This window comes from Sphingomonas sp. AP28 (genome assembly GCF_056680455.1).
This window is the reverse complement of the sequence record NZ_CM155283.1, coordinates 2337819-2352279: the sequence shown is the minus strand read 5'-3', so window position 1 is coordinate 2352279 and position 14461 is coordinate 2337819. Positions and strand designations below refer to the sequence as shown.

Here is a 14461-nt window from a genome sequence, read left to right as displayed (position 1 = left end):
GCCGCTTCGACCCAAAGGGATTTGCGCTGCCAATGGCCCGTATCGTGATGAAATTCGGCGGGACGTCGATGGCTGGGATCGAGCGTATCCGCAACGTCGCCGCGCGCGTGAAGCGCGAAGTCGACGCCGGCAACCAGGTCGCCGTCGTCGTCTCCGCGATGGCGGGCGAGACCGACCGGCTGGTCGGCTTCTGCCGCGAGGCGTCGTCACTGTACGACGCGAAGGAATATGACGTCGTCGTCTCGGCCGGCGAGCAGATCACGAGTGGACTGCTCGCGATCGCGCTGCAGGCGGCGGGCTGCAAGGCGCGGAGCTGGCTCGGCTGGCAGTTGCCGATCAACACGTCCGACGCGCACGGATCGGCCCGCATTGGCGAGATCGACACGGCCGCGCTCGATGCGAGCCTTGCGGACGGAGTCGTCGCGGTGATCCCGGGTTTCCAGGGCGTCGCGGACGGCCAGCGCGTGACGACGCTCGGCCGCGGCGGCTCGGATACGTCGGCGGTGGCGATGGCGGCGGCGATGAAGGCCGACCGCTGCGACATCTATACCGACGTCGATGGCGTCTACACGACCGACCCCAGGATCGTGCCGCGTGCGCGCAAACTGAGCAAGGTCACGTACGAAGAGATGCTGGAACTCGCCAGCGTCGGTGCCAAGGTGTTGCAGACGCGGTCTGTCGGCCTGGCGATGAAAGAGAATGTGCGTGTGCGCGTTTTGTCCTCGTTCGAGGATGGCGACACCAATGATGGTCACCCCCTAAGCGGACAACGCGGCACGTTGATCGTGGGCGAAGAGGAAATCGACGATATGGAACGCCAGCTCATCACCGGCATCGCGCACGACAAGAACGAGGCGAAGATCACCCTGACGCAGGTCAGCGATAGGCCCGGCTCGGTCGCCGCGATCTTCGCGCCGCTCGCGGATGCGGGGATCAACGTCGACATGATCGTGCAGAACGTCGCGCATTCGACCGGCTCGACCGACGTGACGTTCACGGTGCCGGCGGCTGATCTCGCGCGCTCGCTCGACGTGCTCGACAAGGCGAAGGACGCGATCGGCTATGCGACGATCGTCCACGACACGCGCGTCGCCAAGGTGTCCGTCGTCGGCGTCGGGATGCGCAGCCATGCGGGCGTCGCCTCGACGATGTTCACGACGCTCGGCGAGCGTGGCATCAACATCCAGGCGATCGCGACGTCGGAGATCAAGGTCAGCGTGCTGATCGAAGAGGATTATACTGAGCTCGCCGTGCGCGTGCTGCATACGGCGTACGGGCTCGATGCCGAGGATGCGGCTTGAGCTTGATACATAACGACATGATCCCGGCAGGCGCCGGGACGACGGGGATGGATGCATGACGATCGGTACTGAGCGGCTGCAACGCCGGATGGCGCGCGGCGCCGCGTTCCTCGGGTCGGAGGTCGCCATTCTCGGCGGCGCGATGTCGTGGGTTAGCGAGCGTCACCTCGTCTCGGCAATCTCGAACGCGGGCGGGTTCGGCGTGATCGCGTGCGGCGCGATGACGCCCGCGCTGCTCGATACCGAGATCGCCGCGACCAAGGCGATGACGGACAAGCCGTTCGGCGTGAACCTGATCACGATGCACCCCGACCTGTTTGAGCTGATCGCGGTCTGCGCCAAGCACAAGGTCGGCCACGTCGTGCTCGCCGGTGGCCTGCCGCCCAAGGGAAGCATCGAGGCGATCAAGGAGACGGGCGCCAAGCTGATCGCGTTCTCGCCCGCGTTGGCGCTGGCGAAGAAGCTGATCCGCAGCGGCGTTGATGCGCTGGTGATCGAGGGGATGGAGGCCGGTGGCCATATCGGCCCGGTCTCGACCAGTGTGCTCGCGCAGGAGATGCTGCCCGAGATCGCGGAGCAGGTGCCGGTGTTCGTCGCTGGCGGGATCGGTCGTGGCGAAGCGATCGCGGGTTATCTCGACATGGGCGCGGCGGGCGTCCAGCTCGGCACGCTGTTCGTCTGCGCGACCGAATCGATCGCGCACGCCAATTTCAAAAAGGCGTTCATCCGGGCGTCGGCACGCGATGCGATCGCCAGCGTGCAGATCGATGCGCGGCTTCCGGTGATCCCGGTGCGTGCGTTGAAGAATGCGTCGAGCGAGCTGTTCACGGCGAAGCAGCGCGAGGTTGCCGGGCATCTGGACGGTGGCCGGGTCGAGATGGCCGAGGCGCAGTTGCAGATCGAGCATTACTGGGCGGGTGCGCTACGGCGTGCGGTGATCGACGGCGATGTCGAGCATGGTTCGGTGATGGCGGGCCAGTCGGTCGGCATGGTCAAGCGCGAGGAGCCGGTCGCGGACATCATCGGCGGGTTGATGGCGCAGGCCGCGGCTGCGCTGGAAGCGCGCGCGGTTTAACTTCCGATCCTCCCCCGCAAGGGGGAGGTGTCAGGCTCTTGCCTGACGGAGGGGGAAGTCAAGGAAACCTCGGTTCCGTGTCCTCCCCCCTCCGTCACCTGCGGCGCCACAGTGCGAGGTCGATCATGCTCCCAGCATGATCTTGGATTGCTGGGGGCAATCCACCCTCGCACTCCCTTGCGGGGGAGGACCGAGAGGGCGGCGTCGTCCCTATGCGGTGAGCCTGGGTCTTTTGGCCTGCTTCCAGCACCACCCCGGCGAAGGCCGGGGCCCAGTTGGGGGACGTCGCTGATTGAGGTCGCGCTCCGTTACTGCGACCTTTCCAACTGGGCCCCGGCCTCCGCCGGGGTGGTAAAGCGGCGGGTGAGGTTCACGCCGCATCATGTCCCTCCACGCTAACCCCACGCCCTCTCCACTCGCCGCAAACCGCGTACGGCTTACGTCTCGTTAACCTAACCCATGCATAGAGTGTCCCGTCGGGGGACGTTACGAGGTGGTTGCGATGAGTCGTCGGTTTGCTTTGCTGTCCGTTACCGCGCTGGGCCTGCTGGCCGGTTGCGCACAGAAACCACGGACCGTGGCTGCCGTTGCGCCGCCCGTGATCATGGTGCCGGTGCCTGCCCCGGTAATGCCGAAGGGCGCGTCGCCCACCATCGTCATCCCGGTCGCGTTGGCCGACGGCACCTATCCCACGCCGAATCGCAACCTGACGACGTCCGCCAAGGTCTGGCACCTCCGCGCCGCGCTCAACGTCGCCGCGCTGGCGTGCCGGGGGTCGCAGGAAGTCGTGATCGTCGCGGGCTACAACGCGCTACTGTCGGCGCAGAAGCCGGTGCTCGCCAAGGCCGAGGCGACCTATGCCAGCGAATACAAGTCGGGCGGCGGCGACTGGCAGGATCGCTACGATGATTCGATGACGCGCCTGTACAACTTCTTCTCGCAGTCGCCCGCGCGCGACGACTTCTGCGCCGCGGCGCAGACGGTTCTCGCGCAGAGCGCCGGGCTGACGGCCGAGGCATTGCCTGCCTTCGCTGCACAGAATCTCCCCGTGCTCGAGCGGCCGTTCACCGATTTCTACCGTGCGGTCGACGCGTGGCGCGGTCGCACCGTGCGTCCGGTCCAGCCGCAACTGGCCGTCTCGCGCCAATATGCGTCGAACATGCCGGTGCAGACGGTGACGCAGGCGCGGCTCCAGCCGATCTCGCAGCCGGTTCCGCCCGCACAACCCCGCCTGAAGCTGGATCCCAGCGTTTTTCAGTAAGCTGATCAGGTCTTGATGGGCGATCCGACCGACCAGCTATGGCCGAACGGATCGCGCACCTGGCCATAGCGATCGCCCCAGAACTGGTCCGCGACGGGCATCGTCACGACCGCTCCCGCCGCCACCGCGCGGTCGACCCAGGCGTCGGTATCGTCGACCTGCAGGTGCAGCGTGATACCGGCGGGCTCGGGCTCGGCATGACCACGCCATTCCGGGAACTCGTCGCACAGCATCAGCCAGCCGCCGTTGATTCGCAGGCTGGCCTGCATCAGCCGGACGCCGTCGTCGGCGACGTTCGTCTCGACGATCTCCGCGGCGAACGCGGTTTCATAGAACGCGAGCGCCTCGCGTCCGCGTTGTCCGCGGATGACGAGGAACGGTGTGATTCCGCTGGTAGGACGATCGGCCATGCGAGTCTCCTGCGTTGAACCCTGCCGGCGTACGCCGCTCGTCCGCCCCCGGCCAGTGCCGACATGGTGAAGGCAAAGCTTGGCTTACCCGCAAAGACTGGGTTAACAGCCGCGGGAATGGGTGAAGTTTCAGATCGTCCGGCGGAAGGCCGCTTCGAAGGGCGCGAGCACCGGTTTCCGGTGCGCGTCTATTTCGAGGACACCGATCTGTCGGGCGCGGTCTATCACGCCAATTACCTGCGCTACATGGAGCGCGCGCGGTCGGACATGCTGCGGGTCGGCGGGATCGACCAGCGCGCGACGTTCGAGGCGGGCGAGGGCTCCTACGCGATTGCCAGCGTCGCCATCCGCTATGCCGCGCCGGCAAAGCTCGACGACGCCTTGCTGGTCGTCTCGCGGATCAGCCGTGTCCGCTCGGCCGGGGTCACCATTCATCAAAGGGTCATACGCGACGGGCTTGTCTTGGCCGAGGCGGACGTGGTGGCGGCATTGGTCGCCCCCAATGGTCGCCCACGCCGCCAGCCGCGCGCCTGGATCGATATCTACGAACGCCTTGTCTGGCAGGGGGAAGCATGAATCCGGTGTTGACTATGGATAGCGCGACGCTGTCGCCGATCCACTTGTTCCTCCAGGCCGACTGGGTGGTGAAGGGCGTTATGATCGGGCTGCTGCTAGCCAGCATCTGGACCTGGGCGCTGATCGTCGCGTTCTGGCGGCGGATCGGCAAGACGCGTAAAGGAATGACCCGGTTCGAGCGCGACTTCTGGAAGGCCGAGGATATCGACGTCTTCTACAAGGCGGAGGGCGAGAACGACCTCCCGTCGGCACGCGTGTTCGCGGCCGGCGTGACCGAGTGGCGGCGCTCGACCGCGGGCGGCACGATCGACAAGAGCGGCACGCGCGAGCGGCTGGCGACGACGATGGGCGCCGCGGTCGCTGGCGAGATCGACAAGTTGTCGGATCGGCTCAACGTGCTGGCGACGGTCGGCTCGGTCGCGCCGTTCGTCGGGCTGTTCGGTACGGTGTGGGGCATCATGCGGAGCTTCACCAGCATCGCGGCGGCGCAGAACACGTCGCTCGCGGTGGTCGCTCCGGGGATCGCGGAGGCCTTGTTTGCGACCGCGATCGGCCTGTTCGCGGCCATCCCCGCGGTGATCGCGTACAACCGGTTCTCGCACGGCATCAATCGGATCGAGGCGAGCCTCAACCGCTTCGCCGACGGCTTCCACACGACCCTCTCGCGCCAGCTGGACGGCTCGCGATGAGTGCGCTTCTTATTCCCCTTCCGCTTGCGGGAGGGGTCAGGGGAGGGGCTTCTACCTCTTCCTCGAATGTCATTCGCGGCACTGCCCTCCCCCGACCCCTCCCGCGAGCGGGAGGGGAGTAAGGTGGCGATGAACCTTCCTTCGTCGCGCGGGCGTGGGCGGCGGGCGCCGATGGCGGACATCAACGTCACGCCGCTGGTCGACGTGATGCTGGTGCTGCTGATCATCTTCATGGTGACCGCGCCGTTGATGACCGCGGGCGTCCCGGTGAACCTCCCCGACGCGCGCGCGAAGGCGCTCGACCAGGAGCAGAAGCCCGTCGAGATCTCGATGGACGGGACCGGGGCGCTGTTCATCGACAAGGATCAGGTGACCGACGACGCGTTGCCGGTGCGGTTGGCCGCGATCGCCGCCAGCCGTGCGGTCGGCGACGAACCGCAGGTGCTGCTCCGCGCGGATCGGAAGCTCGATTACGGCCGCGTGATGCGCGTGATGGGCGAACTCAACCGCGCCGGGCTGAACCGCGTCGCGCTGGTGACCGTCGAGGGTAACCAGAACTGATGGCTGGCTGATGGACCGTTCGGAGAAGATCGGCTTAGGCGTCGCGGTCGTCGGGCACGTCCTGCTGTTCGGCGCGCTGTCGCTTGGCTTTCTCGGTGCGCCCGAACTGCCGAAGAAGGTCGAGCAGCAGCCGATCGATGTGAGCCTCGTGCCCGACGTCGCGCTCGAGGCGACCGCGCCGCAATCGGTGGAGACGCCGGCCGAGTCGGTCGCGCCGGACGAAGGTGCACCCGAGGATGCCGCGCCGCCTGCTCCGGAAGAAGCCGAGCCCGAGCCGCAGCCCGATCCCGTGCCGCCTGCGCCGCAGCCCAAGCCTGCGCCGCCGAAGCCTGCGCCCAAGCCGCAACCGGCGCCCGAGCCGAAGCCTCAACCCAAACCCAAGCCCGCGCCGCCGAAACCCGTCGCAAGGCCCGCGCCGGTCCCGAAGCCCGTCGTGAAGCCACAGCCCAAGGCCGAGAAGACGCCACCCACTAAGGCCGCGCCCGCGAAGTCCGCGCCGACCAAGGCTGCGGCGAAACCGAGCGCTACGCCCGCGAAGACGTCGCCTTCCGCGTCGTCGGCCAAGCCTGCCAAACCGTCCTCGACCAAGGGCAGCGGCTCGACCGCCGAGGCCAAGGCGTCGCGGCCACGCGGTTCGCGGCTCGGCGACAATTTCCTGAAAGGGCTGTCGGCCGATCCGTCGCCGAGCAAGTCGGAGGCCCCCAAGGCGGCCAAGCTCGGCGCGCAGGCGGCGGCGAACATCGGTTCGGCGATCCTGCGGCAGGTGCAGCCCTGCGCCAACCGCCAGGTCACGCCGGGGCCCGGCGCGGAGCGGATCCGCGTGACGATCAACCTGAAGCTAAACCGCGACGGGACGCTGAAGTCGCGGCCGACGATCAGCGGCCATGCGGGCGTCGACGACGACAACCGGCGCTATGTCGACCGCGTCGACGATCTGGCGATCGCGACCTTCGTCGGGTGTTCGCCGCTACGCGGTTTGCCCGACGACCTGTATGACGTGCAGAACGGCTGGAGCAATTTCAGCCTGCGCTACAAACTTCCCGGCTGAGGATGTCCGTTATGACTCGATCGATCCTGGGGTTTTTCCCTTCGCGCCCATCTTTGGCTGCGGGTGACCACCCATTGCACGGTAACCACCCCGGCGGAGGCCGGGGCCCAGTTGGAAAGGTCGATGTAACGATGCGCAACGCTCCTTCACCGGCGTCCCGCAACTGGGCCCCGGCCTTCGCCGGGGTGGTGTTAGGTGGGCGTAAGGCTCGATCGGTTCTGGCTTCGGTGGGATTGCTGGCGTTCGTATCCGGTACCGCCGGCGCGCAGGACGCGCCCGCTCCAGCGCCACAACAAGCCCCCGCCGATCCAGCCGCCCCAGCCCCGGCAGGCGATCAGTCCGGCGGACTCGTGGTCGACGTCACCGGCGGCATCTCCGCGCCGATGCCGATCGCGATTCCCGTCATGCCGGCGTCCGCCGTCGTCTCGACGCCCGCAGGGTCGACCGACGTGCTCGGCCGCCAGCTCGCCGATATCGTCACCAACGACCTCCGCAACTCTGGCCTGTTCACGCCGCTGTCGCCCGGCCAACTCCGCCCGATCACCTTCCCCGAAGTCACCGCACCCGGGTTCGATTACTGGGGCAGCACCGGCGCGCAGGCACTCGTGCAGGGCTTCATCCGCGCCAATGGCGACGGCAACCTGACGGTCGGCTGCTACCTCTACGACGTGTCGTCGAAGGCCGAGCTGACCCGCACTGGGTTCGTCGTGCCGCCGTCGGACTGGCGTCGCGCAGGGCACAAGTGCGCCGACATGGTCTACACGCGCCTCACCGGCGAGGGCGCGTATTTCGACAGTCGTGTCGTCTATGTCTCCGAAACCGGACCCAAGGGTCACCGGATCAAGCGGCTCGCGATCATGGATCAGGACGGTGCCAATCACCGCTTCCTGACCAACGGCCAGTCGATCGTGCTGACGCCGCGGTTCGCGCCGAACCAGCAGTCGATCGTTTATATGAGCTATCTCAACAATCGCCCGGCGATCTATGTCTACGACATCGGCTCGGGCAAGCAGCGCCTGGTAGTCGCGAACGCGAACCTGACGTTTGCGCCGCGCTTCTCACCGGACGGTCGCAACATCCTGTTCTCGATGGCGCAGGGCGGCAACACCGACGTCTACCGTGTGTCGGCGCAAGGAGGCAGCCCGCAACGCCTGACCAACTCGCCGGGGATCGACACCGGTGGCAGCTATTCGCCTGACGGCTCGCGGATCGTGTTCGAGAGCGATCGCTCGGGCGGGCAGCAGATCTACGTGATGAACGCGGACGGCTCGAACCAGCAGCGGATCAGCTTTGGCGGCGGGCGGTATGCGACGCCGGTGTGGAGCCCGCGCGGCGACCTGATCGCGTTCACCAAGCTCGGCGGCGGCTTCCGCATCGGCATCATGAGCCCGAGCGGCGGCGGCGAGAAATTGCTGACCAACGACTGGCAGGACGAGGGTCCGAGCTGGTCGCCGAACGGTCGCGTGATCAACTTCTATCGCTCGGGACGCGGCAGCGGCGGCAAGGCGGACCTCTGGTCGGTCGACCTGACCGGCGTCAACGAGCGCAAGATCCCGACGCCGCTCGACGGCTCCGATCCGGCATGGGGCCCCCTGCGGCCCTGAACCTGCTATGGGGGCATGAACGGGAAACGTGATTTTCTACGGGAGACTATCTATGTCGAAGCTTTCCAACATCTTGCTGGCCTGTACCGCGCTGATCGCCGTTTCGGGTTGCGCGAAGAAGCGTCCCGCGGTGCTGCCGCCCGCACCGGTCGATAACAACGCTGCGGTCGATCCCAATGCGGGGATGAACAACGGCAATGTCGGCGGCGCGATCGTGCCGGGGTCGGATGCCGACTTCCAGCGCTCGGTCAGCTCGAACACGGTGAACTTCGGGCTCGACATGTACGACATCGATCCGACCGCGCGCGCGATCCTCGACAGCCAGGCGCAGTGGCTGGCCAAGTTCCCGAACCAGCGGATCACGATCGAAGGCCATGCCGATGAGCGTGGCACGCGCGAGTATAATCTGGCGCTAGGCGATCGTCGTGCGAACGCGACCAAGAACTATCTGGCCGCCAAGGGCGTGTCGTCGGCGCGGATGACGACGATCAGCTACGGCAAGGAGCGCCCGGTGGCGATGGGTTCGGACGACCAGAGCTGGGCGGCGAACCGCCGCGCGGTCACGGTGGTGCTGAACTAGGATTTGTCGCGGCAGTCCCTCTCCCCTCCGGGGAGAGGGAAGGAGGAGCCACTTGGCGACGGAAGGGTGAGGGGGGCTGTTGGGACGGACCGTCCGAGCCTCAAGCCCCTCACCCTCCCACGTGCAAGAGTCCGCGGGGCTCTCCCTCTCCCCGGCGGGGAGAGGGGTTTTAGCCCAGCGCCTTGTCGAGCAGTTTCGCCAACCGAATACCCCCGCGGCGAACCTCTTCGCGCGACACCGGCACCATCTTGGCGATCGTGGCATCGTCCATTTTCACGCGCGCCGGAACCGTACCGCACGCGTCCCCGCCAAGCGCCGCCGCATACGCCTCATGCGAAGCTTCCCACGACTCCCGGCTCCAGTCGGTGACCGTCCCCGCCCCAATCTTCGCCCGCTCCGCCGCCGGATACCGCCTTACCAGCGACGGCGGCGTCGAGATCGCGCGCTCCGCCAGCGGCCCGTCCCAGATCGAATGCAGGTTGAACCGCGCGGGGCCGTAGATCCCATAGTCCGCCTTCACGTCGTTGCCGCCCTTGTCGTGGCGGTCGCCGGCGTGGAGCGGCTGGTGGAGATCGCCGACGAAGTGGATCAGGAACGCGAGCGCGACGACGCGGTCGCGGGGCAGCGTCGACTTGTCGCGGAGCATCTTCACGTCGCGATCGATCTGGTACGAGACGCAGTCGCCTTCCTTGCACGCCGGCGTCAGGTCGAACGGCGCGCAGATATCGACGTTCTGGTAATGCCAGCTGTACGCGAAACCGAAGCGCGTCGAGCCGTCGTTCAACTTCAGCGGCTTGATGCAGTCCGCCCAGACGCTGGCCTCCTCGATCGTGCCTGCGGGGCAGGTCGGGGTATCCAGCAATGCCTGTTGCGCGAGCAGTTTGCGGATCGCCGCCTTGGTCTTCGGCGTGACGTTGGCATAGGCGATCTGCGCGACGGTCTGGTGGCCGTACTCCCAGAACGCGGTGGCGGGGGAGGCGAGGCCGAGCGAGGCGATCGCGGCGAGGAGAGAGCGCTTCATGCCGGCTCGTTAGCGTAGATCGCGACCGTCCGGCTACCCTGGGACGACGCGCGTCCGCGGTACATGCCGACGGTGTTGAAACCCCACGCCATGTCGCCGTCCGGTCCCGCGACGATGACGCCGCCGGTGCCACCGAGCGCCTTCACCTCGGCAAGCACCGCGTCGGCTGCAACCTTCAACGATTCGCCCGACAGGCGGACGCGTGCGGCGATCTCGTGGCCGACGCCGACGCGAAGGAAGAACTCGCCCGAGCCGGTGCACGACACCGCGCACGCGCGATCGTCGGCGAAGGTCCCCGCACCGATCACCGGGGTGTCGCCGATCCGGCCCCAGCGCTTGCCGGTAACGCCGCCGGTCGAGGTGGCGGCGGCCACATGGCCGTGCGTGTCGCAGGCGACTGCGCCGACGGTGCCGTATTTCATGTCGACGTCGAACCCGCCGCCATCGGCCTGGAACTCCGCGAACTGCCGGCGGCGTTCGTCGGTCGCGAACCACGCGGCATCCGCCTGGGGAAGGTCGCGTTCGAGCGAGAACGCATCCGCCCCCTTGCCTGCGAGGAAGACGTGGCGGCCGTCGTCGAGGATCGCGCGGGCAAGACCTACCGGGTTGCGCGTCGCGGTCGCTGCGGCAACGGCCCCCGCCGCCCGCGTGCGTCCGTCCATGATCGCGGCGTCGAGCTCCAGCGTGCCGTCATGCGTGAACACCGCGCCGCGCCCTGAATTGAAGTGCGGGTCGTCCTCCAGCACGCGCACCGCGGCCTCGACCGCATCGAGTGCCCCGCCGCCGTCCGCCAGTACCTTCGACCCAGTGTCGAGCGCGCGCGACAGGCCGGCTCGCGCGCCCGCGTCATGCTCGGGCGAGACCATCTCGCTGTCGAGTTTTCCGGCGCCGCCGTGGATGACGAGGGTCCAGGTCATGCTGAGTCTTTCGAGGGTAGGGCGCGGAGGCCGATGAGGGGACGGAGCGGCGCGATGCTGCGGCCGATCCAGTAGAAGGCGATGCAGCCGATCGTCGTCGCGGCGAGCAGGCACGCGAACTCCGCCCAGCCCGGCAGGCCGGCGGGGAGCAGCGCGTACATGACGAGGACGATGATCGTCTGGTGGATCAGGTAGAACGGGAACACCGCCTCGGTCAGCGTGCGGCGCCAGCGATGGTCGCGGTTCCAGTGGCGCTCGGCGATCCCGATCAGCGCGACGATCGCACCCCATTGCTCGAGCGCATGCGCGACGCCGTAGGCGGGGTAGATCCAGCGCGGCGCGACGATATCACCGGGCCATGCCAGTTCGACGGCGAGGATCGCGCCATAGCCGAGCAGGGCGGCAATCGCCGCGACTTTCCACCAGCGTGTGATCGCCGCCATCGCCGTTTCGGAACGAGCAACGCCGAAGCCGAACAGGAAGGCGGGAAAATAGGTGACGTGTGCGACCCAGTCGCCGTAGAGTTCCTGGGTCTCGGCGGCCATCGGGAACCACCAGCCGTGGACGAACACGAGCCAGGCGATCGGCAGGACGAACACCGCCCAGCTACCAAAAATCCAGTCGAACGCGCGTTGTAGCCAATCGCCACGGACGACGACCAGTCCGAGCGTCAGTGCAGTAGTATAGGCCCAGAGATAGACCACGAACCAGAGGTGGTTCCAGGTCGGCAGCATGATTCCGGCGAGCTTGCGAAAATGGAAATAATCATGTGCCCAGAAGGTCAGATAGCTGCCGGCATAGGCATGCTTGGTGACCAGTTCGACCCAGGGTTGCGGGGGTACGATCACCGCCATGCCGAACAAGAGCGGCACGAGCAGGCGGTAGCAGCGATTGGCGAAGAATCCGCCTGTGCCGCTCGACCGGTTGAGCAGCGCGCGGCTCGCATAGCCCGAGACGACGAACAGCAGCGTCAGCCGCCACGCGTTGCTCGCCAGCATCGGCAGCCGCACCCAGTCCTCGACGTGGAGTGACTTCACATGGAAGTTCCACGGCACGAACACCATGCCGATATGGTAGAGGATCAACAGCGCGAACGCCCCGATCCGCAGCCAGTCCATGCCATAATGCCGCGTCATCGCGCGGCCCTACGGGGCGGGGGCCGGTGCCGCAAGCGTGCGACGGCTGAGGCGGTGTTCGGCACCGACCGGTGTCCCCCCGGAATCCTCCCCCGCAAGGGGGAGGTGTCTGGCGCTTGCCAGACGGAGGGGGAGGACACGGAACATAGGTTGCCCTTACCGCCCCCTCCGTCACCTTCGGTGCCACCTCCCCCTGGCGGGGGAGGATCGTTCAAGCATGACCGTTCTCCGCAATCCGCCCCTCCTTGTTCTCCCGCGAAGGCGGGAGCCCAGACTGGGTCCCCGCCTTCGCGGGGAAACAGGCTTTCTTTCGGGCGGGATATACGTGTTTAACGATCCACCTCAGGCGCTCACGCCTTCATGCGCGGCGTGCCCATGAAGTCGCGCTTGCCGATCGGGACGCCCTGCGCGCGCAGGATCGCGTAGGCGGTGCTGGCGTGGAAATAGAAGTTGGGCTGCGAGAACGAGAGCAGGAAGTTCGCGCCGGTGAACGGCATGACGAAAGTGCCGAACTCGAATGTCGTGTCGTTGTCGGCGAGCGCGTCGAACGTCTCCCGGTCGATCTCCTCCAGCGTGGCGATCGCATCGCGCATCACCTTGTGGAGACCCGCGAAATCCGTCGGCCAGGCCGAACAGTCGGGCGCGAAGGTCCCGCCGCGGACGCCTTCGATGCCGCCGACCGAATGCGTCGCACACGCCTTCACTTGGTAACCGAACGGCAGCATGTCGTCGGCGAGCTTGGCGTCGATCAGCGTCGCGGGGTCGATACCTTTCTCGACAGCGAACGCTTCCGCCTTGTCGAGCAGCGCGTCGACCGCGCGAAGAATCTGGAGATTCGAGGGAATCGTCGCATCGTACAGGGACAGGGTCATCGCGTTCGCTCCTAAAGCCGTGCGCCGCTATGGCCGACGATCGCTACTCCTGCCAGCGATGTTCCGTTCCAGCGCGCAAGTCGCTATATAGGCCTCGAACTCCCGAGGAATCCCCATGTCCCTTCGTCCCTGGCGCGATATCACCCGCCGCAAGAGCCGCCAGATCATGGTCGGCAACGTCCCCGTCGGCGGCGATGCGCCGGTCACGGTGCAGACGATGACCAACACGCCTACCGACGACGTGCGCGCGACCGTCGACCAGATCCGGCGCTGCGAAGACGCGGGCGTCGACATCATTCGCGTGAGCTGCCCCGACGTCGAATCGACCACCGCGCTCAAGCAGATCGTCCGCGCCAGCCGCGTGCCGATCGTCGCGGACATCCATTTCCACTACAAGCGCGCACTCGAAGCAGCGGACGCCGGCGCGGCGTGCCTGCGCATCAACCCGGGCAATATCGGCTCGGCGGCGCGCGTGAAGGAAGTCGTCGATGCGGCCAAGTCGAACGGCTGCGCGATCCGGATCGGCGTCAACGGCGGCTCGCTCGAGCGGCATCTGCTCGAGAAATACGGCGAGCCTTGCCCCGATGCGCTGGTCGAGTCGGCGCTCGATCATATCAAGCTGTTGCAGGACCATGATTTTCATGAGTTCAAGGTGGCCGTGAAGGCCTCCGACCTGTTCCTCGCGGTGGCGGCGTACCAGCAGCTTGCGGAGCAGGTCGATTGCCCGCTGCATCTCGGCATCACCGAGGCGGGCGGGTTCGTCGGCGGCACGGTCAAGTCGGCGATCGGGATGGGCAGCCTGCTCTGGTACGGCATCGGCGACACGATCCGCGTGTCGCTCTCGGCCGAGCCGGAAGAGGAGGTCCGCGTCGGCTTCGAGATCCTGAAGGCGCTCGGCATCCGCAACCGCGGCGTCCGCGTCGTGTCGTGCCCGTCGTGTGCGCGTCAGGGTTTCGACGTGATCCGCACGGTGCAGGCGCTGGAAGAGCGGTTGCAGCATATCCGCACGCCGATGTCCCTGTCGGTGCTGGGCTGCGTGGTGAACGGCCCGGGCGAAGCGCGCGAGACCGATATCGGCATTACCGGCGGCGGCAACGGCAAGCACATGGTGTATCTGTCGGGTGTGACCGACCATCATGTTCAGGACGCCGACATGGTCGATCACATCGTCCGACTGGTCGAGGCGAAGGCGGCAGAAATCGACGCGGCGGATGCGGCTATCGCGGCCTTGGTACCGGAGATGGCGGCGGAATAGGTTTCAGTGGTCAGCTGCTTACGCGCTCCTTTCACCAACTCTGATTTCTGTGAAGATGATGGCGTGACGCGCGCATCCTCCTGCCGTTCTCCCGCGAAAGCGGGGGTCCAGGGTTACCGGCGATAGCGTTCGTGGTCCTGGGCCCCCGCTTTCGC

General features: G+C 66.9%; 15 protein-coding genes. 10 read left to right on the top strand and 5 right to left on the bottom strand.

The annotated features are described in order from the left end of the window. The first annotated feature begins 32 nt into the window (after nucleotides 1-32). The 3 genes from AC1MH0_RS10710 to AC1MH0_RS10700 all read left to right on the top strand — a co-directional run bounded on the left by AC1MH0_RS10710 (nucleotide 33) and on the right by AC1MH0_RS10700 (nucleotide 3637). The gene (locus tag AC1MH0_RS10710) at nucleotides 33-1301 is read left to right on the top strand and encodes an aspartate kinase (RefSeq protein ID WP_426282929.1); all 1269 of its coding nucleotides are present in this window, start codon (nucleotides 33-35) and stop codon (nucleotides 1299-1301) included. A 55-nt stretch (nucleotides 1302-1356) separates the two neighbouring features. Next, on the top strand, nucleotides 1357-2376 hold the full coding sequence (locus AC1MH0_RS10705) for an NAD(P)H-dependent flavin oxidoreductase (protein ID WP_235529769.1): 1020 nt from the start codon (nucleotides 1357-1359) through the stop codon (nucleotides 2374-2376). 502 nt (nucleotides 2377-2878) lie between these two features. After that, a complete protein-coding gene (locus tag AC1MH0_RS10700; protein WP_480962763.1) occupies nucleotides 2879-3637 on the top strand; it encodes a hypothetical protein in 759 nt (252 codons plus the stop codon). 5 nt (nucleotides 3638-3642) lie between these two features. On the opposite strand, the gene AC1MH0_RS10695 is transcribed toward AC1MH0_RS10700, so the two are convergent. Further along, nucleotides 3643-4047 (bottom strand): VOC family protein, encoded by a 405-nt coding sequence (locus tag AC1MH0_RS10695; RefSeq protein ID WP_480962762.1) that lies wholly within the window; start codon nucleotides 4045-4047, stop codon nucleotides 3643-3645. Between the two features lie 117 nt (nucleotides 4048-4164). Here AC1MH0_RS10695 and AC1MH0_RS10690 point away from each other — a divergent pair, with 117 nt between their 5' ends. The 6 genes from AC1MH0_RS10690 to pal all read left to right on the top strand — a co-directional run bounded on the left by AC1MH0_RS10690 (nucleotide 4165) and on the right by pal (nucleotide 9105). Continuing rightward, a complete protein-coding gene (locus tag AC1MH0_RS10690) occupies nucleotides 4165-4623 on the top strand; it encodes a YbgC/FadM family acyl-CoA thioesterase (RefSeq protein ID WP_480962761.1) in 459 nt (152 codons plus the stop codon). Next, a complete protein-coding gene (gene tolQ, locus AC1MH0_RS10685) occupies nucleotides 4620-5312 on the top strand; it encodes a protein TolQ (protein WP_056053223.1) in 693 nt (230 codons plus the stop codon). The genes AC1MH0_RS10690 and tolQ overlap by 4 nt, the downstream gene beginning before the upstream one ends. Nucleotides 5313-5435: 123 nt before the next feature. Beyond that, entirely contained in the window at nucleotides 5436-5873 is a 438-nt protein-coding gene (gene tolR, locus AC1MH0_RS10680) for a protein TolR (RefSeq protein WP_056053220.1), read from the top strand. A gap of 10 nt (nucleotides 5874-5883) precedes the next feature. After that, complete coding sequence (locus AC1MH0_RS10675) at nucleotides 5884-6921, top strand: cell envelope biogenesis protein TolA (protein ID WP_480962760.1); 1038 nt, start codon at nucleotides 5884-5886, stop codon at nucleotides 6919-6921. Nucleotides 6922-7148: 227 nt separating this feature from the next. Further along, nucleotides 7149-8525: a Tol-Pal system beta propeller repeat protein TolB gene (gene tolB / locus AC1MH0_RS10670; protein WP_480962759.1), complete on the top strand. Its 1377-nt coding sequence runs from the start codon at nucleotides 7149-7151 to the stop codon at nucleotides 8523-8525. 52 nt (nucleotides 8526-8577) lie between these two features. After that, nucleotides 8578-9105 (top strand): peptidoglycan-associated lipoprotein Pal, encoded by a 528-nt coding sequence (pal, locus tag AC1MH0_RS10665; RefSeq protein ID WP_480962758.1) that lies wholly within the window; start codon nucleotides 8578-8580, stop codon nucleotides 9103-9105. Between the two features lie 169 nt (nucleotides 9106-9274). Here the strand turns inward: pal and AC1MH0_RS10660 are convergent, their stop codons facing one another. From AC1MH0_RS10660 to AC1MH0_RS10645, 4 genes are all read right to left on the bottom strand, one after another. After that, nucleotides 9275-10126, bottom strand: coding sequence for a S1/P1 nuclease (locus AC1MH0_RS10660; protein ID WP_480962757.1), 852 nt, complete (start codon nucleotides 10124-10126; stop codon nucleotides 9275-9277). Beyond that, on the bottom strand, nucleotides 10123-11043 hold the full coding sequence (locus tag AC1MH0_RS10655; RefSeq protein ID WP_480962756.1) for an isoaspartyl peptidase/L-asparaginase family protein: 921 nt from the start codon (nucleotides 11041-11043) through the stop codon (nucleotides 10123-10125). Before AC1MH0_RS10655 ends, AC1MH0_RS10660 begins: the two co-directional genes overlap by 4 nt. Beyond that, nucleotides 11040-12179, bottom strand: a complete 1140-nt coding sequence (locus tag AC1MH0_RS10650) for an acyltransferase family protein (RefSeq protein ID WP_480962755.1) — start codon at nucleotides 12177-12179, stop codon at nucleotides 11040-11042. The genes AC1MH0_RS10655 and AC1MH0_RS10650 overlap by 4 nt, the downstream gene beginning before the upstream one ends. 350 nt (nucleotides 12180-12529) lie before the next feature. Next, nucleotides 12530-13051, bottom strand: coding sequence for a DUF1993 domain-containing protein (locus AC1MH0_RS10645; RefSeq protein ID WP_480962754.1), 522 nt, complete (start codon nucleotides 13049-13051; stop codon nucleotides 12530-12532). 115 nt (nucleotides 13052-13166) lie between these two features. On the opposite strand from AC1MH0_RS10645, the gene ispG reads away from it, so the two are divergent. Further along, complete coding sequence (gene ispG / locus AC1MH0_RS10640) at nucleotides 13167-14306, top strand: flavodoxin-dependent (E)-4-hydroxy-3-methylbut-2-enyl-diphosphate synthase (RefSeq protein WP_136189002.1); 1140 nt, start codon at nucleotides 13167-13169, stop codon at nucleotides 14304-14306. Nucleotides 14307-14461 lie beyond the last annotated feature (155 nt).